This is a genomic window from Paracoccus niistensis, from assembly GCF_042432925.1.
GTDB classification, from domain to species: Bacteria; Pseudomonadota; Alphaproteobacteria; order Rhodobacterales; family Rhodobacteraceae; genus Paracoccus; species Paracoccus niistensis.
Map to the genome: position 1 here is coordinate 48,512 of NZ_JBHLWE010000019.1, position 21,909 is coordinate 70,420.

The 21,909-nt window shown below is 68.7% G+C and carries 21 protein-coding genes; 5 read left to right on the forward strand and 16 right to left on the reverse strand.

From position 1 onward, the window contains the following. Window positions 1–55: 55 nt before the first annotated feature. Both ACFFII_RS07390 and ACFFII_RS07395 read left to right on the forward strand, forming a co-directional pair. Window positions 56–1,246: an SIMPL domain-containing protein gene (locus ACFFII_RS07390; RefSeq protein ID WP_377698246.1), complete on the forward strand. Its 1,191-nt coding sequence runs from the start codon at window positions 56–58 to the stop codon at window positions 1,244–1,246. A gap of 286 nt (window positions 1,247–1,532) precedes the next feature. Further along, window positions 1,533–2,183: a TerC family protein gene (locus tag ACFFII_RS07395; RefSeq protein ID WP_377698247.1), complete on the forward strand. Its 651-nt coding sequence runs from the start codon at window positions 1,533–1,535 to the stop codon at window positions 2,181–2,183. A 65-nt stretch (window positions 2,184–2,248) separates the two neighbouring features. Here the strand turns inward: ACFFII_RS07395 and ACFFII_RS07400 are convergent, their stop codons facing one another. The 8 genes from ACFFII_RS07400 to cobT form a co-directional block, all read right to left on the reverse strand. Beyond that, window positions 2,249–3,421: a DUF1501 domain-containing protein gene (locus tag ACFFII_RS07400; RefSeq protein WP_377698248.1), complete on the reverse strand. Its 1,173-nt coding sequence runs from the start codon at window positions 3,419–3,421 to the stop codon at window positions 2,249–2,251. Between the two features lie 12 nt (window positions 3,422–3,433). After that, a complete protein-coding gene (locus ACFFII_RS07405) occupies window positions 3,434–4,780 on the reverse strand; it encodes a DUF1800 domain-containing protein (RefSeq protein WP_377698249.1) in 1,347 nt (448 codons plus the stop codon). A gap of 99 nt (window positions 4,781–4,879) precedes the next feature. Then, window positions 4,880–6,658, reverse strand: coding sequence for an aspartate--tRNA ligase (gene aspS, locus ACFFII_RS07410; RefSeq protein WP_377698250.1), 1,779 nt, complete (start codon window positions 6,656–6,658; stop codon window positions 4,880–4,882). A gap of 155 nt (window positions 6,659–6,813) precedes the next feature. Beyond that, complete coding sequence (locus tag ACFFII_RS07415; RefSeq protein WP_377698251.1) at window positions 6,814–7,641, reverse strand: glycoside hydrolase family 25 protein; 828 nt, start codon at window positions 7,639–7,641, stop codon at window positions 6,814–6,816. 135 nt (window positions 7,642–7,776) lie between these two features. Further along, window positions 7,777–9,156 carry an FAD-binding oxidoreductase gene (locus ACFFII_RS07420; RefSeq protein ID WP_377698252.1) on the reverse strand — a complete coding sequence of 460 codons (1,380 nt, stop codon included), beginning with the start codon at window positions 9,154–9,156 and terminating at the stop codon, window positions 7,777–7,779. Window positions 9,157–9,285: 129 nt separating this feature from the next. Beyond that, a complete protein-coding gene (locus ACFFII_RS07425) occupies window positions 9,286–11,079 on the reverse strand; it encodes an aminopeptidase P family protein (protein ID WP_377698254.1) in 1,794 nt (597 codons plus the stop codon). 16 nt (window positions 11,080–11,095) lie between these two features. Then, window positions 11,096–12,292: a patatin-like phospholipase family protein gene (locus ACFFII_RS07430; protein WP_377698256.1), complete on the reverse strand. Its 1,197-nt coding sequence runs from the start codon at window positions 12,290–12,292 to the stop codon at window positions 11,096–11,098. Continuing rightward, the gene (gene cobT, locus ACFFII_RS07435) at window positions 12,289–14,151 is read right to left on the reverse strand and encodes a cobaltochelatase subunit CobT (RefSeq protein WP_377698257.1); all 1,863 of its coding nucleotides are present in this window, start codon (window positions 14,149–14,151) and stop codon (window positions 12,289–12,291) included. The genes ACFFII_RS07430 and cobT overlap by 4 nt, the downstream gene beginning before the upstream one ends. Window positions 14,152–14,266: 115 nt before the next feature. On the opposite strand from cobT, the gene ACFFII_RS07440 reads away from it, so the two are divergent. Beyond that, complete coding sequence (locus tag ACFFII_RS07440) at window positions 14,267–14,773, forward strand: hypothetical protein (RefSeq protein WP_377698258.1); 507 nt, start codon at window positions 14,267–14,269, stop codon at window positions 14,771–14,773. On the opposite strand, the gene ACFFII_RS07445 is transcribed toward ACFFII_RS07440, so the two are convergent. Beyond that, entirely contained in the window at window positions 14,758–15,144 is a 387-nt protein-coding gene (locus tag ACFFII_RS07445) for a winged helix-turn-helix transcriptional regulator (protein WP_377698259.1), read from the reverse strand. The genes ACFFII_RS07440 and ACFFII_RS07445 overlap by 16 nt on opposite strands. Before the next feature lie 73 nt (window positions 15,145–15,217). Between ACFFII_RS07445 and ACFFII_RS07450 the strand changes: the two genes are divergently transcribed. Beyond that, window positions 15,218–15,814, forward strand: coding sequence for an NADPH-dependent FMN reductase (locus ACFFII_RS07450; protein ID WP_377698260.1), 597 nt, complete (start codon window positions 15,218–15,220; stop codon window positions 15,812–15,814). 38 nt (window positions 15,815–15,852) lie between these two features. Here ACFFII_RS07450 and cobS read toward each other — a convergent pair whose 3' ends face one another. Next, entirely contained in the window at window positions 15,853–16,830 is a 978-nt protein-coding gene (gene cobS, locus ACFFII_RS07455) for a cobaltochelatase subunit CobS (RefSeq protein ID WP_377698261.1), read from the reverse strand. A gap of 167 nt (window positions 16,831–16,997) precedes the next feature. On the opposite strand from cobS, the gene ACFFII_RS07460 reads away from it, so the two are divergent. Further along, window positions 16,998–17,969, forward strand: a complete 972-nt coding sequence (locus tag ACFFII_RS07460) for a DUF808 domain-containing protein (RefSeq protein ID WP_377698262.1) — start codon at window positions 16,998–17,000, stop codon at window positions 17,967–17,969. Window positions 17,970–18,029: 60 nt separating this feature from the next. Here the strand turns inward: ACFFII_RS07460 and ACFFII_RS07465 are convergent, their stop codons facing one another. The 6 genes from ACFFII_RS07465 to ACFFII_RS07490 all read right to left on the reverse strand — a co-directional run bounded on the left by ACFFII_RS07465 (window position 18,030) and on the right by ACFFII_RS07490 (window position 21,806). Beyond that, the gene (locus ACFFII_RS07465; RefSeq protein WP_377698263.1) at window positions 18,030–18,230 is read right to left on the reverse strand and encodes a CsbD family protein; all 201 of its coding nucleotides are present in this window, start codon (window positions 18,228–18,230) and stop codon (window positions 18,030–18,032) included. 77 nt (window positions 18,231–18,307) lie between these two features. Next, window positions 18,308–19,258, reverse strand: a complete 951-nt coding sequence (locus ACFFII_RS07470) for a 2-hydroxyacid dehydrogenase (protein ID WP_377698348.1) — start codon at window positions 19,256–19,258, stop codon at window positions 18,308–18,310. After that, window positions 19,258–19,608 (reverse strand): tRNA-binding protein, encoded by a 351-nt coding sequence (locus ACFFII_RS07475; protein ID WP_377698264.1) that lies wholly within the window; start codon window positions 19,606–19,608, stop codon window positions 19,258–19,260. Before ACFFII_RS07475 ends, ACFFII_RS07470 begins: the two co-directional genes overlap by 1 nt. After that, window positions 19,605–20,414, reverse strand: coding sequence for a pyrroline-5-carboxylate reductase (proC, locus tag ACFFII_RS07480; RefSeq protein ID WP_377698265.1), 810 nt, complete (start codon window positions 20,412–20,414; stop codon window positions 19,605–19,607). Before proC ends, ACFFII_RS07475 begins: the two co-directional genes overlap by 4 nt. A gap of 69 nt (window positions 20,415–20,483) precedes the next feature. After that, window positions 20,484–20,987: a type III secretion system chaperone family protein gene (locus ACFFII_RS07485; RefSeq protein WP_377698266.1), complete on the reverse strand. Its 504-nt coding sequence runs from the start codon at window positions 20,985–20,987 to the stop codon at window positions 20,484–20,486. A 180-nt stretch (window positions 20,988–21,167) separates the two neighbouring features. Next, a complete protein-coding gene (locus tag ACFFII_RS07490; RefSeq protein ID WP_377698267.1) occupies window positions 21,168–21,806 on the reverse strand; it encodes a glutathione S-transferase family protein in 639 nt (212 codons plus the stop codon). Window positions 21,807–21,909 lie beyond the last annotated feature (103 nt).

Consider the following 21,909-nt stretch of genomic DNA (forward strand, 5'->3'; position numbering starts at 1 on the left):
AAGGCAGACTGGCCCGGGCGCGGGGTCCCGCGCAAAGGCAAGGCAAGGAGTTTCCATGAGCCCGCTCCCCTCGATTTCCCTGCGAACCGCCGCGCGGCTGCCGCTGTCGGCCGCGCTGGCGCTTGCAATGCTGGCGCTTCCGGCCGCGGCGCACCCGAAGATGGCCGGCTGCGGCATGGGCGCGGGGACCCAGGCGCCCACGATCAACGTGCAGGGCGAGGGCCGCGCAAGCGTTGCCCCTGACCTTGCCACCGTCTCGCTGGGGGTGACCACGCAAGCGCCCACGGCGGCACAGGCAATGTCGGACAACGCCACCCGCCAGACCGCCATCATCGAGGCCCTGCGTGCGCAGGGCGTGGCGCCAGCCGATCTGCAGACCCAGGGGCTGAGCCTGTCGCCGCTGCAGGATTACTCGCGCGAGGGACAGCCGCCGGTCATCACGGGCTACCAGGCGCAGAACATCGTGACGGCCCGCATCCGCGACCTGCCCCGGCTGGGCGCCATCCTGGATACGATGGTGGGTGCGGGCGCGACGGACGTGCAGGGCATCACCTTCTCGCGCGAGGATGCCGCCGCGACCGAGGATCGCGCGCGGACCGAAGCCGTGGCCGAGGCACGTCGCCGCGCCGAGGTGATCGCGCGGGCGGCAGGGATGGAGCTTGGGCCGCTTGTGTCGCTTACCGACACCAGCATGACGCAGGGGCCGCGGCCGATGGCCATGATGGCGCGGGCGGCCGATGCCGAGGCCTCGACCCCCGTCGAGGCGGGCGAGTTGACGCTGAGCGCGCAGGTCACGGGCGTCTGGTCGCTGCTGCCTACGGGCGGTGACGCAGGAGGATGCGAGCCGCAGGGTAACCATCACGGCGGCCAGGGGCATCACCACGGGATGCCGATGCACGGGCATGGGCACGGGCACGGGCATGGGCACGACGTTATGCCGGGCCATCATCCCGGCATGATGCCGCATCCGGGCGACGGGATGGGGGATCATCACGGCACGATGCCGCCCGGTCACATGGAAGGGGCCATGCCTTCCCCGAGTCCGGAAAGCGCGGGCGCACCTGCCCCTGGCACGTCGGACGCGCCGGCAGGAAACGACCCTGCAGGAAGCCCGGGGCCGGCCGCCGAAACCGGGCCGGCCGAGCCCGCCGCGCCGGTCCAGCCTGCGGATGGCAATCCTGCGGGGCAGGACGCCTCGCGGGCGGACGACACTGGGGCCCCTGCCCCGGCAGCGCCGTCGAACTGACAGGCCCTTCCACATGAAGGAAAGGAGGGCCAGGGCTCTCCTTTCCCATCGCCCGCAGGACAGCCGTTGTGCGCACGGATCCAGGTGCCCCGCGCCTGCGGCAGTGTCGCAATCCTGTCTTCGACTCGATGAAATTGAGGCAGAATGACGCAGTCCGGGCATTGCCCTTGTCCCGGCCAGCGTCTATCCGGCCGCCCAGGCAAGGCGGCCCCGATAGACTCGGAGGCCTGCGGCCATCCGCAACGGAACGCCGGCTGTCTCGGTCCGGTGAAACAAAGGGAACAGCATGGATTTCATCACAGGTGACTGGCTTGTGGCGCTGTTCCAGGTCATCGCGATCGACCTGGTGCTGGCGGGCGACAACGCCATCGTGATCGGCCTGGCCGCCGCAGGCCTGCCCAAGGATCAGCGCAACAAGGCGATTCTGGTCGGGATCATTGCCGCCACGATCATGCGGATCGGCTTTGCGCTGATCACCACGCAGCTTCTGGCGATCACCGGCCTTCTGCTGGCGGGCGGCCTGCTGCTGCTGTGGGTCTGCTACAAGATGTGGCGCGAACTCAGCGCGGGCCAGCACCAGCACGAGGTCGAGGCCCACGAGGCGCTGGAAGACGCCGACCTCAACAAGGACGGCCGCGTCGCCGGCGCGCCGCGCAAGACCTTTGCGCAGGCGGCGACCCAGATTGTCATCGCCGACGTGTCGATGTCGCTGGACAACGTGCTGGCCGTGGCCGGCGCCGCACGCCACCACTTCGAGGTGCTGATCATCGGCCTCGTGCTGTCGATCGCGCTGATGGGCCTTGCCTCGACCTGGATTGCCAAGCTCATCAACCGCTATCGCTGGATCGCCTGGGTCGGCCTGCTCATCATCCTCTTTGTTTCGCTGAAGATGATCTGGGAAGGCTGGCACGAGATCGCGGTGCGCATGGCTGTCTGAGAACAGAGCCACTTGAACCTGGAAACCCCGGCCTTTGCGGCCGGGGTTTTTCCTTTCGGCGCCTCTCAGGCCAGGATGCGCGGATCGGGGCCGAGGTCGAGGCCGGGGAAGATCGCCCGCTCGATCAGCCCGGTTTCGGTGCCGAACAGCCCCCGCATGGCCCAGCCCGCATAGGCGCGCACGTCGCGCGTGGGCAGCAGGTCGCGGTCCTGGTAAAGCCGCCCCTCGCCCAAGCCCGGCCAGTCACCATGGACGCGCCCGCCGCGGACCGCGCCGCCCGCCATCAGCAGCGCGCCGCCCGTGCCGTGGTCGGTCCCGCCCGAGCCGTTCTCGCGCGCCGTGCGGCCGAATTCTGTCATCGCCAGCACGGTCGTGCGCGCCCAGTTCGCGCCAAGGCCCTCGCGCAGGGTCAGGATGGCGCTCGCGAGATCTCCTAGCGGACGCTTCAGCACCTGTGCCTGCCGGGCATGGCTGTCCCAGCCCGACAGCGAGAACGAGGCGATCCGCGTTCTGCCATTCAGCCGGTCCGCCGCAAAAGCAGCCAGCCGCGCCGCGTCACCCTTGGGTCCCTTGCCCATCTCGCCGGTCAGCGAGGCCCCGATCTCCTCGGCGGCGCGGGCGGCGTCGCGGAACAGCGGGTCGTCGTGATACACCTCGGCCAGCAGCAGCCGGGCCTGCGGGGACAGCGTCAAGGTCGCCTCGGGTGCCCAGCTGAGCGCGCGGGCGGGACCGGAGAGGATCAGCATCTCCTCGGTCCCGACACTGTAGGCGGTCTCGGCCGTGGCGCCGGGCATGGCCTGCAGCAGCCGGTTCAGCCAGCCGCCCTTCTGCTGGTCGATGGGCAGATCGTTGCCCGTCCCGGCTTCCAGCAGGTCCTGCCCATCGAAATGGCTGCGCTTGTCGCGGTAGGGGGTGGCGACCGCATGGGCGAAGGCCAGCTCACCCGCCTGCCACAAGGGCATCAGGCCCTCCAACGCCGGGTGCAGGGCGAAGAAATCGTCCAGAACGAGCGCGCCGCCCTCGGGGCCTGCCGACAGGCCGGGGCGCAGCGCCCGCAGGGCCGGATCGCCATAGGGCCGCACCACGTCCAGCCCGTCCATCGCACCGCGCAGGACGATCACGACCAGCCGGTTCTCTCCCGGCGCCGAGGCAAAGGTCATGGTGGACAGCAGCGGATGCGCCGCGGCGGAACAGGCGGTGAGGGCTGCGGTCTTCAGCAAGGCGCGGCGCGTCGGCATGGGCGGCCCCTTTCAGCGGCGGTTGAACTCGGCCGAGGCCAGCACGATCGCCACCCCCTCGCGCGCGTTCTCGGCGCGGGGGACGGCGCGGGCCAACGCTTTGGAAATGGTGGCGCCCAAGGCGGTGGACAGGAACGCGCGGGGATCGGGAAAAGGTTCGATCAGGCGCTGCGGGGTGGACAGCGCCCAGCCGATGCGGGCGGACAGAAGCTGCGGCGTGATCCAGTCGGCCGCACGCTCGGGCCAGCCGTCAGGGCCGCGCGCCTTGCCGAAGGGCTGGCCCATGCGCTGCATCGGCACCAGCAGGTGTTGGCGCACCTGCGGGCGTTCCAGCGCAAGGATCTCGCCTGCTCCCATCCCCAAGGCGCGCAGGGCAGCGGCAATGAAATCGAAGGGCTGCCGCGACTTCTGCCCGAAACTGGCGGCAATCCCGGGATGGGCGACCAGCGCGGCATTGATCGCGCTCAGGTCGCCGCCAGTGTCCAGCCATACCGCCGCGAGATCGGCCACCAGCGCCTCGGGCGGGTCGTCAGCGGCGAAATGGATGGCGAGCTTGCGCGAAAGGTGGCGGGCCGTCGCCGGATGCATGGCCAGGTTGCCCAAGGCACGCGCGATCTCGGGCAGGCCGTCGCCATAGGGCACTCCCAGGACCGTCTCGGCCCCCGGCTCGGCCACCTGGGGGCGAAAGCGGCGGTCATCCTTTGGGTTGTAGGTCAGCCCAGTCAGCAGCTCGGCGAGTTCCCGCACGTCGGATTGCGTGTAGTCGGCCCCGACCCCAAGCGTGTGCAGTTCCAGGATCTCGCGCCCGAGATTCTCGTTCAGCCCGGCGTGCTTTTCGGGCCGACGCCGCGCGAATTGCGAGTTCGGACCGACACTTGCGTTCTGGTTCAGGTAGATCAGCATCATCGGATGCGTCGCGGCGGCGAACAGCATGTCGCCGAAGCGGCCCTTCAGATGCGGGCGGATGGCCTCGTCCACGAAGGCGGCGGCCATCAGGTGCTGGGTCGGGTTCTGCGCGACCACGGTGAAATGGTCCGCCCAGAACTGGACCAGCCGCTCTCCGAAGCCTGCCGGCGCACCCGCCGCACGGGCGATGCGGTTGCGCAGCGCGTCAAGGCGCTGACCTTCCAGCTCCTGCACATGGGCGCGGTAATCTTCGGGGCTCAGCGCGCCTTCGTCACGGGCCTGCCGGATCTCGGCAAAGACGAGATACGCAGCCGTTGCGGCCGTGGTCGTCCAGCCGTCGGGCTTCGTGGCCTGCCCCACCGATTCCAGAAGAAAGCCGGTGTCCGCAGGAGGCACCCGGGGCGACGGGCCGTAGCCCAGCCGGATCGCCGCACGCTCTGGATCGATCGCCATCACCCGCCTTTGCCACGCGGCGCAAGCGCACACCGCCGCCCCTTATTTCATGGGCGGCGGCGACAGGCATTTCACGCTTTGCTGACGGCGGGATGCCGCTCAGGCGTCCTTGGGCAGCGCCCGCAGGCGCAACTCGCGCATCTGCTCGTTGGTGGGTTCGCTCGGCGCACCCATCATCAGGTCCTCGGCCCGCTGGTTCATCGGGAACATGATGACCTCGCGGATGTTCTGCTCGTCCGCCAGCAGCATCACGATCCGGTCGATGCCGGCCGCGCAACCGCCGTGAGGAGGAGCGCCATAGCGGAAGGCCTTGACCATGCCGCCGAAGCGCTTTTCGACCTCGTCCCGGCCGTAACCGGCAATCTCGAAGGCCTTGAACATGATGTCCGGCGTGTGGTTGCGGATGCCGCCCGAGATCAGTTCGTAGCCGTTGCAGGCAAGGTCATACTGGTAGGCATGGACCTTCAGCGGGTCGCCCTGCAGCGCCTCCATCCCGCCCTGCGGCATCGAGAAGGGGTTGTGGCTGAAGTCGATTCTTCCGTCGTCGGTCTTCTCGTACATCGGGAAATCGACGATCCAAGCGAACTTGAACTGGTTCTCGTCGACCAGCCCCAGCTCACGCCCGATCTCGGTCCGCGCCCGCCCCGCGACCGCCTCGAAGTCCGAGGGCTTGCCGCCGAGGAAGAAGACGGCATCGCCTTCCTTCAGGTTCAGCGCCGCGCGGATGCCTTCAGTCTTTTCAGGGCCGAGCGCCTTGGCGATGGGACCGGCCGCCTCGGTCGCGCCCGCGTCATCCTTGCGCCAGAAGATATAGCCCATCCCCGGCAGGCCCTGCTGTTGGGCAAATGCGTTCATCCGGTCCGCGAACTTGCGGCTGCCGCCGGTCGGCGCGGGGATGGCGCGAACCTCGGTGCCCTCCTGCTCCAGCAGCTTGGCGAAGATGCCGAAGCCCGAGCCGCGGAAGTGTTCGGAGACGTCCACCATCTCGATGGGGTTGCGCAGGTCGGGCTTGTCGGTGCCGTATTTCTTCAGCGACTCGACATAGGGGATCAGCGGCCATTCGGCGTCCACGCGGCGGCCGTTGCCGAATGTCTCGAACAGGCCCTGGATCACGGGCTGGACGGCGGCGAAGACGTCCTTCTGCTCGACGAAGCTCATCTCGATGTCGAGCTGGTAGAAGTCCGTTGGCGAGCGGTCGGCGCGCGGGTCCTCGTCGCGGAAGCAGGGGGCGATCTGGAAATAGCGGTCGAAGCCCGCGACCATGATCAACTGCTTGAACTGCTGCGGCGCCTGCGGCAGTGCATAGAACTTGCCCGGATGCAGGCGCGAGGGCACGAGGAAGTCGCGCGCGCCTTCGGGCGATGAGGCCGTGATGATCGGCGTCTGGAACTCGGTGAAGCCCGCGTCCCACATGGCGTCGCGCAGCCATTTGATGACGCGCGAGCGCAGCATGATGTTGTTGTGCAGGCTCTCGCGGCGCAGGTCGAGGAAGCGATAGGCGAGGCGCGTTTCTTCCGGGTAGTCCTGGTCGCCGAAGACCGGCAGCGGCAGGTCGTCGGACGCGCCCAGCACCTCGACTTCGGTCGCATAGACCTCGATCTCGCCGGTGGACAGCTTGGGGTTCACCAGCGAGGCGTCGCGCAACTTTACCTTGCCGTCGATGCGGATCACCGTCTCGGCCCGCAGTTTTTCCAGCGTGGAAAACGCCGGAGAGTCGCTGTCGGCGATCACCTGCGTAATGCCGTAATGGTCGCGCAGGTCGATGAACAGCACGCCCCCGTGGTCGCGCACCCGATGCACCCAGCCCGACAGGCGCACGGTGTTCCCGGCGTCGGCGGCGGTCAACTGGCCGCAGGTGTGGCTGCGATAGGCGTTCATGGCGCGTCCTCTTGTGGTCCGGTGCCGCATGAACGCCGCGGCGGCAGTCAAGTCAAGCCGGTCAGAACGGCACAAGGCAGTCGCCTGCGTAGAAATCCCGGGACTTGGCCCGGCGGAAGGGCGCGCCCGACGGCCGGGCGCGCCAAGTCAGGCCTTCAGCGCTGCATCCGGGCCGACAGCCAGCCGTTCCACTGGGCGCGGTTGCCGGCAAAGGCGTTCAGGTCCACGTTGCCTGTGAAGCCCGGCGCGGTGCCGGTGCCGGTGTATTGCCAGAAGCTCCACCGCTGGCCGGGATAGGTGACGCGCGGATGGTCGGCGACCGAACGCAGCCAGAACTCGGCATTCACGCTACGCACCCCGGTGTCGCGGTAGAAATCGACCGTGGTGTAGATGATCGGCCGCTGACCATAATACTGGTGCAGCATGGACATCATGATGTTGACTTCGCGCCGCACCTCTTCGGGGGAAGGCTTGTAGCGGCAGTTGCGCGACTGGTGGTTCCATTCGAGATCGATCACTGGCGGCAGCGCGCCGCGCTCGCGGGGCACGTTGGCCATGAACCAGGCCGCCTGCTCGGCGCCCGAGCGGCAGAAGTAGTAGAAGTGATAGGCGCCGCGCGGGATGCCTGCGGCCCGCGTCTCGGCCCAGTAGCGTCGGAACATGGGGTCCGAGTGGTCGCCGCCCTCGGTCGCCTTGATGAAGGCGAAGCTGATGCCAGCGCCCCGCGCCTGGTGCCAGTTCACGTTGCCCTGATAGCGGGACACGTCCACCCCGTGGACCTGGTGGTTGTAGGGGTGCCCGCTGGTCCAGACATGCGGCGCCGTGTCGCCCAGCAGCGGCACCGCGCCGCCGACGAAGCCGCCCTGCACCGACTGCCCCGAGCCGATGCTGATGTCCGTCACCACCTGCCGCGTGGGCCCGCCGCCACAAGCCGCCAGCACCGTGACCGCGAGCAGCGCCGCCGCCTTGATCCAGGATTTCATGTCCGCCTCATTCCGTTTCTTTGGCTTCTTTTTGGCGGACTATTTCACCGGATCCCGGACAAAGTCACCTGCGCCCCGCAAGCCACCACGCACGCCCCGTTCACGAAACCGTCAGGACGTGCCGGGGGTGCCCGATCAGTTGAAATCGGGCAGCAGCTTGCCGGGGTTCATGATGTTGTTGGGATCAAGCGCCCGCTTGATCGCGGACATGACCGCGCAGGCCTCTCCATGCTGGTCCAGCATCAGGTCGCGCTTGCCCACACCGATCCCATGTTCGCCGCTGATCGTGCCGCCGACGGCGATCGCGCGCTCGGCCATGCGGCGGGCGAGGCGCTTGGCGGTGGCGATTTCCTCGGTGTTGCCGGGCTCGACCAGCATCAGCGTGTGGAAGTTGCCGTCACCCACGTGACCCACGATGTTGCCGGGGATACCCGCCTCCTCCATGTCGGCGGCGGCGGCGGCCACCGCGCCGGGAAGCTCGGACATGGGCACGCAGATGTCGGTGACGACGCCCGTCGCGCCGGGGCGCAGCTTCAGCGTGGCCCAGTAGCTGTTGTGCCGCGCGGCCCAGAGACGGTTGCGCTCCTCAAGCGTCGAGGCCCACTGAAAGTTCTGCCCGCCGTGCTCGGCCGCGATCTCGCCGAAGGCCTCCGCATTTGCGCGCACCGCGTCGGGCGAGCCATTGAACTCGATCATCAGATGCGGCTCCTCGCGGTAGTCCGAGCCCATCTGCAGGTTGATCGCGCGCATGGCCATCGGGTCCATGAATTCGATCCGCGCCATGGGGATGCCCATCTGCATGGTCTGGGCCACGCAGGTCACGGCCTCGGTCAGCGAGGGAAAGGCGCAGACCGCGGCGGCCACGTCCTCGGGCTGGCCGTGCAGGCGCAGGGTCAGTTCGGTGATGATGCCAAGGGTGCCTTCCGACCCCACCATCAGCGCAGTCAGGTCATAGCCCGCGCTGGACTTGGCGGCGCGGGTGCCGGTGCGGATCACGCGACCGTCGGCCAGCACGACCTCCAGCGCCAGGATGTTCTGCCGCATCGTGCCATAGCGCACTGCCGTCGTCCCGCTGGCCCGGGTCGAGGCCATGCCGCCGATCGAGGCGTTCGCCCCCGGATCGACGGGGAACATCAGCCCGGTCGCGCGCAGTTCCGTGTTCAGCGCCTCGCGCGTCACGCCGGGCTGAACCACGGCCAGCATGTCCTCGGCCCGCACCTCCAGCACGCGGTCCATCCGCATCAGGTCGATCACCAGCCCGCCGTGGATCGCCAGGGCGTGCCCTTCCAGCGAAGTGCCGGTGCCCCAGCCGATCACCGGCACGCCATTGTCATTGCAGACCTTCAGCACGCGCGAGACTTCCCCGGTGTTCAGCGGGAAGGCCACGGCATCGGGCGGCGGCGCGCGGTGGAAGGTTTCCGAGGCGCCATGCAGCTCGCGATCGGACTCACCGGTGGAAAGCCGGTCGCCCAGGATGGCGCGCAACTCGGACAGGACGGCTTCGGAAATGGGCATCTTCGGACTCCTTGAAGGCGCAGGGAAGATGCCAGCGCGCCCCCGCGCCCTCAAGCCCGATCTTCTGTCCGGAAATATCCCGGGGGAGTCGCCAGAGGCGACGGGGGCAGCGCCCCCAGCGACCCAAGCCTACAGGGGCGCGGTCGCCCGCTCCAGCCACGGCCGCACCTCGTCCGGCACCAGAGGCCCGATTTCATCCAGCACTCGGGCGTGATAGGCGTCAAGCCAGGCGATCTCGGCGCGGCTCAACATTCCGATCTCGATCAGGCGCTTGTCGATGGGAACCAGCGTCAGCGTCTCGAAACCCAGCATCTCGCGCCCGTCGGGGCTGTGGGCGGGCTCAACCGCCACCAGGTTCTCGATGCGGATGCCCCATTCGCCCTCACGGTAATAACCGGGTTCGTTGGAAAAGATCATGCCGGGCTCGAGCGGCAACTCGGACAGCCGCGAGATCCGCAACGGTCCCTCGTGAACGCAAAGCGCCGCGCCGACTCCGTGCCCGGTGCCATGGTCGAAGTCCATGCCCGCCGACCACAGCGGCGCGCGGGCCACCGCCTCGATGTCGCGGCCTGCGAGGCCCTTGGGAAAGCGCAACCGGCTGAGGCCGATCATCCCCTGCAACACGCGGGTATAGGCGTCCCGCGCCGCCTCGGGCGGCTCGCCGATGGCGATGGTCCGAGTGATGTCGGTCGTGCCGTCCAGGAACTGCGCGCCGGAATCAAGAAGCAGCAATTCGCCCTTGCCCACGGTCCGGTTGGTGGCCTCGGTCACGCGGTAATGCACGATGGCGCCGTTCGGGCCCGAGCCGCAGATGGTGTCGAAGCTGATGTCGATGGCTCCCGCCTCGCGCCGGAAACCTTCCAGGGTGCGCACCACGTCGATCTCGGTGAACTCGCCGGGCCGCTGCGCGTCGATCCAGGCGAGCGCCCGGACCATCGCCACAGCGTCGCGGCGATGGGCGGCGCGCATCCCCTCCAACTCGGCCGGGGTCTTGCGCGCCTTGGGCAGCGCCACCAGGTCGCGGTCGCGGGCGATCTCGATGCCCGCTTCCTCCAGGGCGCGGAACACGGCCTCGGGCGCCGTGTCGGCGTCCAGCCGCACCGGCCCCTTCAGCCCAGCAAGAGCCGCCGTGAAGCCATCCGGCGGCAAGATCGTGACTTCGTTGCCCAGATGGGCGCGGACCTGCGCGTCGAACTTGGCCGTGTTGGCGTAAAGCCCGACCCGCCCCGTTGCATCAACGGTGGCAAACGCCTGCACGACCGGGTTGCGGGGAATGTCGGCGCCCCTGATGTTCAGCAGCCAGGCAATCGAGTCCGGCAGGGTCAGCACCGTCGCACCCTGCCCCGCCTTGGCCAGCGCCCTGGCGATCTGCCCACGCCGCTCGGCCGGGGTCGCCCCTGCCACCGCCGCGTCATGGATGCGGGCGGCACCCATGGGGGGTGCAGGCCGGTCGGGCCAGATCGCATCGACAGGGTTCGGGATGGCGCGCAGGGTGATGCCGCTGCCCGCGAGGCCCTTCTCCAGCGCCTCGATCTCGGTGCGGGTATGCAGCCAGGGGTCATAGCCCAGCACGCCGCCCTGCGGAAGCGCCTGCTTCAGCCAGGCGCTGGCCGTGGTTTCGGGCCAGGGCACCGGGGTGAAAAGCGCCGGGTCCACCTCGGCGCGCACCTGCACGCGATAGCGGCCGTCGATGAAGACTCCCGCCTGGGACGCCGTGACGATGCCGAAGCCCGCACTGCCGGAGAATCCCGTGAGCCAGCGCAGCCTCGCATCCGCATCCGCCACGTATTCGCCCTGCCAGGCGTCGGCGCGGGGCACGATCACGGCGTCCAGCCCCTCGCGCGCCATCAGCGCCCTCAGCGCCGTCAGGCGCGGACCGCTTGCCGCCGGGTCCGAGGGGGCCGAAAACTCCTGCCAGGTCATGCCCGGTTCCTTTCCTTCAGTGCTGCCCCATCAGCGGCCCGGCATCGTCTGCCCAGCCATGGGCCGAGCGGCCCGTTGCCAGCCCCGCCTGGAACAGCGTGTTCATGTAGGCCGCATCGAAGGGCTTGTAGGGCGGAAGCGCAAGGTTCGGCGGCACCGCCGTCACGTTGAAGCCGAAGCCGTCGCGGCGCGCCTGTGCCTGCATGTCCGCGATGTTGCCGACGGACTGGTGCTTGATCAGCGTGGTCAGGCTGCGCTCGGCAATCGAGACCACCCCTTGGCGCGTGGGCTCGTATTCGGCCGCAAGCTTCGAGTTGCGGATCACCCACATCCGGCGCGGCCCCATGGGCGGCGGCAGCCGCAGGCCCGGCGGATAGGCGAAGACGCCACGCGTCACCCCGCCATCGACGTGCAGTTCCTGATAATGCCGACCGTCCGCCCCCACGTCGATAGTCACGGGCGGGAAGGCCCCCGGCACCGAGGCCGAGGCCAGCAGGACGTCGCGGATCAGCTGCACCCGGTCCGGCTGGCTCGAGGCCGCGATCCGCCCGATGTCCCAGATCACCTGCCGCTGCGCGTCAAGGTTCGTGGTCCCGATCAGCAGCATCCGGCCCTTGCGGCGCTCGGCCGCGATCTCGGCCACCATCCGGGGCGTCACGATCCGGTTGATCTGGTTCCGCAGCGGCGCGCTGTCCCCGATCGAGGGCGCGCCCGCCAGCGCCGCCAGAGGTCGCAGGATGAACACGTCGCTGGCGGTGGTGCGGGTGTAGAAATGTTCAAGCGCGTCGTCGTAGCGCGGTCCCAGGAAGGCCAGCGCCGCGATCAGCGCGCCGGTCGAGACGCCGGTGACATAGTCGAACTCGGGCCGGTCGCCGCGCTGGGTCCAGCCTTTCAGCACGCCCGCCCCGAACGCCCCGGCATCGGCACCGCCCGACAGCGCCAGCAGGTCGATCGGCTCGCTGGACTGCAGACGGGCCAGCGCCGCGCGCCCGAGGTCGTCGGACGAAGCGCCGCTGGGGCCAAGCCCGTCCCCGAAGGCGCGGATGCGGGCATAGCCAGGGGGTTCGGCCTGCAACTGCGCGGCGGCGGGCACCGCCGGGGCCAGCCGGATCGGCACCACCCCGCAGCCCGGCAGCGCCAGCACGAGCGCCAAGGTCACCGCAGCGACAACCCGGCGCGTCTGCGCCCCTGCGGGACCCCGGCCGTCGCTCAACGCCGGGCCGCGCCGCCCATCGCCCGCGCCCGCTTGCGCGGGTCGCTTTCGAACAGCCCGGCGAGTTGCTCGGTCATCGCGCCGGCCAACTGGTCCACGTCGGTGATCGTCACCGCGCGCTGGTAGTAACGGGTCACGTCGTGGCCGATGCCGATGGCGATCAGCTCGACCTGCGCGCGGCGCTCGATCATGGCGATCACGTCGCGCAGGTGCTTTTCCAGATAGCTCGCCGGGTTCACCGACAGGGTCGAATCGTCCACGGGCGCGCCGTCCGAGATCACCATCAGGATGCGCCGCGCTTCGGACCGCCGCACGAGCCGCCGATGCGCCCATTCCAGCGCCTCGCCGTCGATGTTCTCCTTCAGCAGCCCTTCCTTCATCATCAGCCCGAGATTCGGCCGCACCCGCCGCCAGGGCGCGTCGGCCCCCTTGTAGATGATGTGGCGCAGGTCGTTCAGGCGCCCCGGCGCGGCGGGGCGGCCGTCCTGCAGCCATTTCTCGCGGCTCTGCCCGCCCTTCCAGGCGCGGGTGGTGAAGCCGAGGATCTCGACCTTGACGGAACAGCGTTCCAGCGTCCGCGCCAGCACGTCGGCGCAGATCGCCGCGATGGAGATCGGCCGCCCGCGCATCGAGCCGGAGTTGTCGATCAGGATCGTGACAACAGTATCCCGGAACTCGGTGTCCTTCTCCCACTTGAAGGACAGCGGAGTCGTCGGGTTCGCCACCACCCGCGCCAAACGGCCCGCATCAAGCGTGCCTTCCTCCTTGTCGAACTCCCAGCTGCGGTTCTGCTGGGCCTGCAGGCGGCGCTGCAGCTTGTTCGCCAGCCGGCTGACGGCACCGCGCAGGGGTTCAAGCTGCTTGTCCAGATAGGCGCGCAGGCGTTCGAGTTCGGCCGGGTCGGCCAGTTCCTCGGCCCGGATCTCCTCGTCGAAGGCTTGCGTGTAGACCTTGTAGTCGGCGCTCGCCTCGCTGACGGGCGGAGGCAGCTCGGGCGGCATCTCGCTGTCCGCCATTTCGGCGTTCTCGACCAGTTCCTCGTCGGACTGGTCGTCCAGCGACACCTGCGCCTGCCGCTCGTCCTGGGTCCGCTCCTGGCTCTGCTCGGGGCTGGCCTCGGCGTCCTCGCCTTCTTCCTGCTCGCGCGACTGGTTGTCGCCGGCTTCCTCGTCCTGCTCGGCGTTCTCGTCGGAATCGTCCTGCTGCGGCTCGTCGGGATCGTCGCCCAACTGGTCGCCATAGCCGAGGTCGGCGATGACCTTGCGCGACAGCCGCGCAAAGGCCGCCTGGTCCGCCAGCGCGGCGTTCACGTCGGCCAGCGCGCCGGCCGCCTGCTGTTCGACGAAGGGCCGCCACAGGTCGGCCACGTGCTGCGCCGACGCAGGCAGGGCGCGGCCCGTGGCCGCCTGCCGCACCAGATAGCCCGCCGCGACCGACAGAGGCGCATCGGCCGGGGCCTTGATCTGGCCGTATCCCTTGCGGTCGGCCTCGGCCCCCAGCCTGGCGTCGATGTTCGACAGCGCGCCCGGCATGTCGCGCGCGCCCAGGGCCTCGCAACGGGCGGTTTCCATCGCCTCGTAAAGCTCGCGCGCCATCGGGCCGGTCGGTGCATAGCGGGCGTGGGTCGCGTCGTCGTGGTGGCGCAGCTTCATCGCCAGCGCGTCGGCGGTGCCCCGCGCCTGCACGATCTCGTCCCGCGTCATTCGCCGGCTGACCTGCGGCAGGCGCATCGTGTCGCCCGCAATGCCCGAGGGATCGGCGCTGTAGGTGACGTTCAACTCGCGGTCGTCGGCCAGGGCGCGGGTCGCCTCGGCCAGCGCCTTCTTGAATGGGTCGGCGGGGTTGTCGGATCTCTTCATGGGCCTGTTTTCGGACAGGTTGCGCCCCGTGTCCATGAGTCGAATGCGCCCTTGCGCGAACCCTTTGCGGCGTCGGGGCGTTCGCCGGGCAGGTTTCCGCAAGACAAGGCTTCCCATGCGCCCGACCGTTTTGGCCCTGACCCTGATGCTGCCCGCCCTGCCCGCCTGGGCGCAGGACTGCACCGCCGCCGCGAACGAGGCCTATCGCAAGGGCTTTGCCGAAGGGGTCGAGGCCGTGAACGCCCAGCTTGGTGCGGTCACCGCGAAGATGCAGCAGGACGTGCAGGCGCAGGTGAACGCCCAGCTTGCCCAGATCGAAGCCCGCCGCACCCGCGAGCTGGAGGAGGCGCTGGCCTCCGCGCAGGCCCGTTCCCCGGCCGAACAGGGGCCGATCCGCGCCGAAGGCATGCCGCAGATGCCGCCCCTTGCCGCCGCGCCGGGCGGCGGCGTCGCGCCCGTGCTGCCGCGCGACATGGCGGCGGCCACGCCCATCACTCCGCGCCCCGGCAGCAGCCCCACGGACCCGGCCAGCCTGCCGCCCGGGACGACCATCACCATCACCGATCCGCAGAACCTGCCGCCCGAACTGTTCCGGGCGCTGATGGACTATGCGGCGCGCTGAATCGACGCCTCGCGCCCGTCGTAGGCGGCACGCGCCGCGTCGATGCAGTCGGCATGGGTGATCGTCCAGTCGGCCAGCGCCGCGATGGGGCCGAACAGGTCCTCGCCCATTGTGGTCAGCGCGTATTCCACCTGCGGCGGCGTGGTGGGCGTCACCGTGCGGATGACCAGCCCGTCGCGTTCCAGGTTCCGCAGGGTGCGAGTCAGCATCTTCTGCGAGATGCTGCCCAGTTCCCGCCGCAGGGCGGAAAACCGGCGCGGCCCGCGCCCGAGGGCGCGGACCACCAGCAGCGTCCACTTGTCGCCGATGCGCGACAGCATCTCGCTGATGCGCTGGCAGGTTCCGGTGTCATGGGTGTCGCATGGTTTCATGAAGGTGCCTTCTTGCGGGGCCTTTCCCCGCTCTCTAACTGATCCGAAGTATCTTTCGGAAACCTAGTTAATCATGGAGACCATAATGGCCAAGCCCCGCATCGCCGTCATCATCAGCTCGACACGTCAGGCACGCTTCGCCGACAAGCCCGCCGCCTGGCTGATGGACAAGGTCAAGGACCATCCCGAGCTGGACTTCGAGCTGGTGGACCTGCGCGACTATGACCTGCCCTTCTTCGACGAAGCCGCCTCGAACGCCTATGTGCCCTCGCAGGACCCCCGGGCCGTGCGCTGGCAGCAGAAAGTGGCCGAGTTCGACGGCTACCTGTTCGTTCTGGCGGAATATAACCACGGAATGCCGGCCTCGCTGAAGAACGCCTTTGACCAGGACTATGTGGGCTGGAACCGCAAGCCGGCCGGGGCGCTGGCTTATGGCTCGATGGGCGGTGCCCGCTCGCTCGAACATCTGCGGCAGGTCGCGGTCGAGCTGCAGATGGTGCCCCTGCGCAACGCCGTCCACATCGGCGGCTCCGAGTTCTTCAAGGTCTGGAGCGGTGGCCAGAACGCCCCCATGAGCGAGATCGAGGGCGTGCTGCAAGGTTCGCTGAAATCGATGCTGGAGGAACTGGTCTGGTGGACCAGGGCGACCAAGGCGGCGCGCGAGGCCTGAGCCGCGCGCCGTACGGGGCGCGCTGACGGCGCGTCCCCTTACCCGGCCTTCGCCACGGCGCTTTCCGGCAGTTCCTCGTCGAACAGGCGCTGGTAGAACTCGGCAACCGTCTGGCGTTCCAGCTCGTCGCACTTGTTCAGGAAGGTCAGGCGGAAGGCATAGCCCACGTTATCGAAGATGCGGCTGTTCTGCGCCCAGGAGATCACCGTGCGCGGCGACATGACCGTGGACAGGTCGCCCTGCATGAAGGCTGTCCGCGTCAGGTCCGCCAGCGTTACCATCTGCGCCACGCATCTGCGGCCCTTTTCGGTGTTCATCTGCGGCACCTTGGCCAGCACGATGGCAACCTCGGCGTCATGCGACAGGTAGTTCAGCGTCGCCACCAGGTTCCAGCGGTCCATCTGGCCCTGGTTGATCTGCTGGGTGCCATGGTAGAGGCCCGTCGTGTCGCCCAGCCCCACGGTATTCGCGGTGGCGAACAGACGGAAATAGGGGTTCGGGGTGATGACCTCGTTCTGGTCCAGAAGGGTCAGCTTGCCCTCAGCCTCCAGCACGCGCTGGATCACGAACATGACATCCGCGCGGCCCGCGTCATACTCGTCGAAGACGATGGCGGTCGGGTTGCGCAGCGCCCAGGGCAGGATGCCTTCGTGGAAGACGGTGACCTGCTTGCCGTCCACCAGCTTGATCGCGTCCTTGCCGATCAGGTCGATGCGGGAAACGTGGCTGTCGAGGTTCACGCGCACGGTCGGCCAGTTCAGGCGAGCGGCCACCTGCTCGATATGGGTGGATTTCCCGGTGCCGTGATAGCCCTGGATCATCACCCTGCGGTTATAGGCAAAGCCCGCGAGAATCGCCAAGGTGGTGTCGGGGTCGAACTTGTAGGTGGGGTCCAGTTCCGGCACGCGCTCGGTACGCTCGGCGAAGCCCTTGACCTTCATGTCGCTGTCCACGCCGAAGACGTCGCGGACGTCGATTTCCTCGGTCGGTTTCGCGTTCTGATCCAGAGTAGCCATCGCCGCAGTCCCCCATCGGTCCATCCGGCCGGTGATGGAACATCCTTGGGCCGCGTGCAAGGCGTGTCACCTCATGAAAGGAGGGCCAGGTCCCGCTGTTCCAGGTTGATCGAACCGAAACCCCGCCGCTGGCGTTCGCCACCAAGCGGACTGGCAAGGGAACGGCAATGAGCGGGCTGATCGCACTACTGGACGACGTGGCGGGGATCGCCAAGGTCGCGGCGGCATCGGTGGACGACGTGGCGGGGATGTCCGCCAAGGCCGGAATGAAGGCCGCGGGCGCCGTGATCGACGACGCCGCGGTGACGCCAAAATACGTCCACGGCTTCGACGCCAAGCGCGAGATCCCGATCGTGTGGCGCATCGCCAAGGGCTCGATCTTCAACAAGGTCGTGATCCTGCTGCCGATCGCGCTGCTCCTCTCGCAGTTCGCGCCTTGGGCGATCACGCCCTTGCTGATGATCGGTGGCGCCTACCTGTGCTTCGAGGGCGCCGAGAAGGTGTGGCACGCGCTTCGCCCGCATGACGCGCATGACAGCTACGAGGGCGAGGAGGTCGGCGACCCCTGCCAGCTCGAGGAATCCAAGGTGAAGGGTGCGATCAAGACCGACTTCATCCTGTCGGCCGAGATCATGACCATCGCGCTTTCCACCATTCCCCCGGACCAGGGCATCGTCATGCGCGCCATCGTGCTGTTCGCCGTGGCCGTGGCGATCACCGTTGCCGTCTATGGCGCGGTGGGGCTGATCGTGAAGGCGGACGATTACGGCGTCGCGCTGGCTCGCACGCGCGAGGGATTTCTCGAATCCGCCGGTCGCGCCATCGTCAAGGCGATGCCCGGCTTCATGAAGACGCTGACCATCGTCGGGACCGCCGCGATGTTGTGGGTGGGCGGCAACATCGTGCTGCATGGCCTTGATGAGCTTGGCTTCGGCCTGATGTACGACACGATCCACCACTGGTCCGAGTTCGCCGCGCACGCCGTCCCGGCGGCGCAGGGCTTCGTCGGCTGGGCAGTGACGGCCTTCTTCGACGGACTGTTCGGTCTGGCGCTGGGGCTGCTGCTGATTCCGCTCTCCACGACTGTCCTGGCGCCCTTGTGGCGCGGCGGTCAGCGGCTGCTGGGCCGCACGGCCTGAGCCTCTGCCACGCAAAAGGGGCGCCTCGCGGCGCCCCTTCTTGGTTCCCGGCAGATATCGTCAGCCGTGGCGGCGCATGAAGTCGTTCATCTTCTCGTCCGCATCCGCCTTGGCCCAGCCATAGCGTTCCTGCAGCTTGCCCGACAGCTTGTCGCGGTCGCCGTTGATCTGGGTGACTTCGTCGTCGGTCAGGTCACCCCATTCCTGCTTCACCGAACCCTTCAGCTGGTCCCACTTGCCCTGGATGATGTCCCAGTTCATTGCTGGCCTCCGTTGTTTCAACCTGCAAGAACAACGCGGTGCCAAGTCCAGCGTTCCACTGGGTTTCCCTTTTGGGGTCAGGCCACACGATCAGGGGGCGCATCGCCCCGGAAGAAGGCCGTCAGGTTCGCCAGCGCGCGCAGGGCCATGTCGGTGCGCACCTCCTCGATCGCCGTGCCGAGATGCGGCAGCAGGACCACGTCCTCGCGCATGCGCAGCGCCTCGGGCACCTCGGGCTCACGCTCATAGACGTCGAGGCCCGCACCGGCGAGCTGTCCCGCCTCCAATGCTGCGATCAGGGCGGCCTCGTCCACCACGTCGCCGCGGGCGATGTTGACCAGGATCGCGCCCGGCTTCATCGCAGCCAGTTCGGCCGTGCCGATCAGGTGGCGGGTCGCGCCGCCGCCAGGCACCGCAGTCACCACGATGTCGGCCTGCGCCAGCAAGTCCGCCAGAGGCACCTGCCGCGCCGGCAGGTCGAGGCCCGTGACGGCCGAGCGGTTGTGGAAGATCACAGGCATCCCGAAGCCATGGTGGCAGCGGCGCGCGATGGCCTGCCCGATCCGGCCCATGCCGATGATGCCGACGGTGCGGCCCGTGACGTGCATCCCCAGCATCTGCGTCGGGTGCCAGCCGGTCCAGCGGCCCGCGCGCACCAGCCGCTCACCCTCGCCCGCCCGGCGCGCCGTCATCAGGATCAGCGTCAGCGCGATGTCGGCGGTGGCGTCGGTCACGACATCGGGCGTGTTCGTCACGACGATCCCCGCCGCACGGGCGGCCTGCAGGTCGATGTGGTTGAAGCCCGCACCGAAGTTCGCGAGCACCCGCGCGCGGCGCCGGGCCGTGCCGAGCACACCCGCGTTGAAGGGATCGCCGAGCGTCGGGAGGACCGCATCATTCTCGCGCAGGGCCGCGATCGCCTCGGGCTCGGTCAGGGGCGCGGTCGAGTCGCGGAAGGTTGCATCAAAGACCTCCGAGATCGCCTTTTCGGCGGCGGCGGTCATGCGGCGGGTGACAAGCAGGCGCATCAATACATTCGTCCTCCGTTCGGGACCGGGCTGTCGGGGCCGATCAGGACCACCTGGCCGTCAGCGTCGGGCAGGCCCAGGACCAGCACCTCGGACATGACCTTGCCGATCTGACGCGGCGGGAAGTTCACCACAGCCAGCACCTGCCGGCCTACCAGTTGGGCCGGGTCGTAGTGGCGGGTGATCTGGGCCGAGCTGCGCTTTTCCCCGATGGCGGGACCGAAGTCGATCCACAGCTTGATCGCGGGCACGCGCGCTTCCGGGAAGGGCTCGGCGCGGATGATGGTACCAGCGCGGATGTCCACGCGGGCAAAGTCGTCATAGGTGATCTGCGTGGCAGGCCCGGTCATTTGCCAAGCTTCCGCCCGCGCGCCGCAGCTGCCGCCACGGTGCGGCGCATCAGGGGTCCAAGGCCCGTTTCGGGGTCCATCAGTTGCGCCAGCCCGGCCGCGGTCGTGCCGGCAGGCGAGGTCACGGCCTCGCGCAGCTTCGCGGGGTCTTCGTCCTCGTGCATTGCCAGCGCCCCCGCCCCTGCAACCGTCGCGCGGGCAAGGTCCAGCGCGAGATCGGCAGGCAGCCCCTCGGCCTCGCCTGCCGCCGCGAGCGTCTCGATCAGGTGGAAGACATAGGCGGGGCCCGAGCCAGAGACGGCTGTCACGGCGTCCATCTGCGATTCGTCCGCCAGCCGGACGACCCGGCCCACGGCAGCCATCAGCGATTCGGCCATGTCGAGTGCCGCGGGGCCTGCCTGATCGTTGCCGACGATCGCGGTGATCCCCTGCCCGATGGCGGCGGGGGTGTTCGGCATCGCGCGCACCACCGGGGCGCCGGGGAAGGCGCGGCCATAGGCGGCCAGCGTCACGCCCGCAGCCACCGACAGCACCAGCCGGTCGGCGCCGCCTGAATGGGAAAGGCTCGGCAGCACGTCCGCCATCATCTGCGGCTTGACTGCCAGCACGATCACGGCCGGATCGGCGGGGCCCGGCCCTTCGACCGAAACACCGCGCTCGGCCACCCAGCCGGGCACCTTGGGATCGATGACATGGACCGCCTTGGGCGCAAGACCGCGCGCAAGCCAACCCTGCAGCAGCGCGCCGCCCATGCGCCCGCATCCCACCAGCACGAGTCCCCTGTCATTCAGATGCGCCAGATCCATGTGCCCCCTCGCCTGCCATTGTCGGCAGCAAGGGGTAACCATCGGCGCGGCACTGTCCAGAGGCGGCGCTCAGGCCGCACGGGCCAGCGCAACAGGAAGGGCCAGGGCCAGCGCGGCCTCGGGCTCTCCGCCCCGGCAGGCCGACTGGAAGGAGGGATGGAACCGCTCGCAGTTTTCGACGGCGCTGCGGATCATGCAGTCGATCTGCCCCTCTTCGGCCAGCGCCTGTCCGGACAGCACCAGCCCATAGCGCCAGACCATCACGCGCTGCTGCGGCCAGAAGGCGAAGCTGCCGTCCCAGACCTCGTCATTGACAAAGTTCAGAAGTTGGTAAAGCGCCGGCATCCGCGCCTCGGGCGGATCGAGGTCGAAGCAGCAGATCAGCCGCAGCATCTCGTCGCGTCCGGACCAGGCAAGCGTCAGCGCATGGTCGCGCCACTGTCTGCGGACCGTCACTGCGATCTGGTCGTCCGCCATCCGCTGGAACTCCCAGCCGCGGCACAGGGCCACGGTTTCGGCGATGTCGATGGGATGAGTCTCGTCGGTTTGGATTCGATGATCCAACTGCGCCATGTGTCCTGCCCCTGCCCTTGACGGCCGGGTTGATCCCGGCCTGTCGGACCTGTCCCCGGCTCATTCGGCGGCAGGCCTTCTGCGGATCAAGGTGTCGGGCTAAAACGCGTTTCTGTAAACAGTTTTTTAACGACAGCCGTTTCGGCCCGCCCGCGACTCATCCCCACGGACGGAACCGTGTCAGCCTGCCGGACGGGGGTCATCCCGGAACTCGGTCGCCTGCACCGAGGGACGGGCACGGAAGCTGGCGTGCCAGGCCGCCAGCGTGGGGCGTCCCTCGGGCCAGCTCTCGGCGCCGAAACGGAAATCGAGGTAGCTGAGCGCAACCCCGATGGCGACATGGCCGATGTCGAAGTCGCGGGCGGCAATGGCACCGATGTTCGCTTCCAGCCAGTCGAGCGTGCTGGCCGCCTTGCGCCGCCAGGCGTCGATCTGCTGCGGGCTGCGCTGCTCCTCGGGCCGCATCCGCGTCTCGACCAGCCACGGCAGGGCGATGTCCATCAGCCCCGACCCGGTCGCCTCGTCCCGCAGCGCGATAAGCCGCGCCTCGGGGTCCGCCGGAAACAGGCACGGCCCTTCGGTGCCTTGCTGGTCGGCCCATTCGCAGATCACGCGGCTGTCCCAGATCGGCGGCAGCCCCTCGCGTTCCAGCGTGGGGATCTTGCTTAGAGGGTTCACCTGCATCAGCCCGTCATGCGGGATCAGGGGATCGGCATGGGTCCGCACAACCGTCACCTGCGAGGCCAGCCCCTTTTCATGCAGCGCGACCATCACCTTGCGGACATAGGGCGAGCGCGGGGACCAGTGAAGCGTGGGCATCTTGTCTCTCCTGTAGGTGCAGACGCGACATCGGCTGTCGGCCCTTCGGGGCGAAAGGAAAATGCCGCGCAGGGTATCAGGCAAGACCGGGCGCGTTATCGAC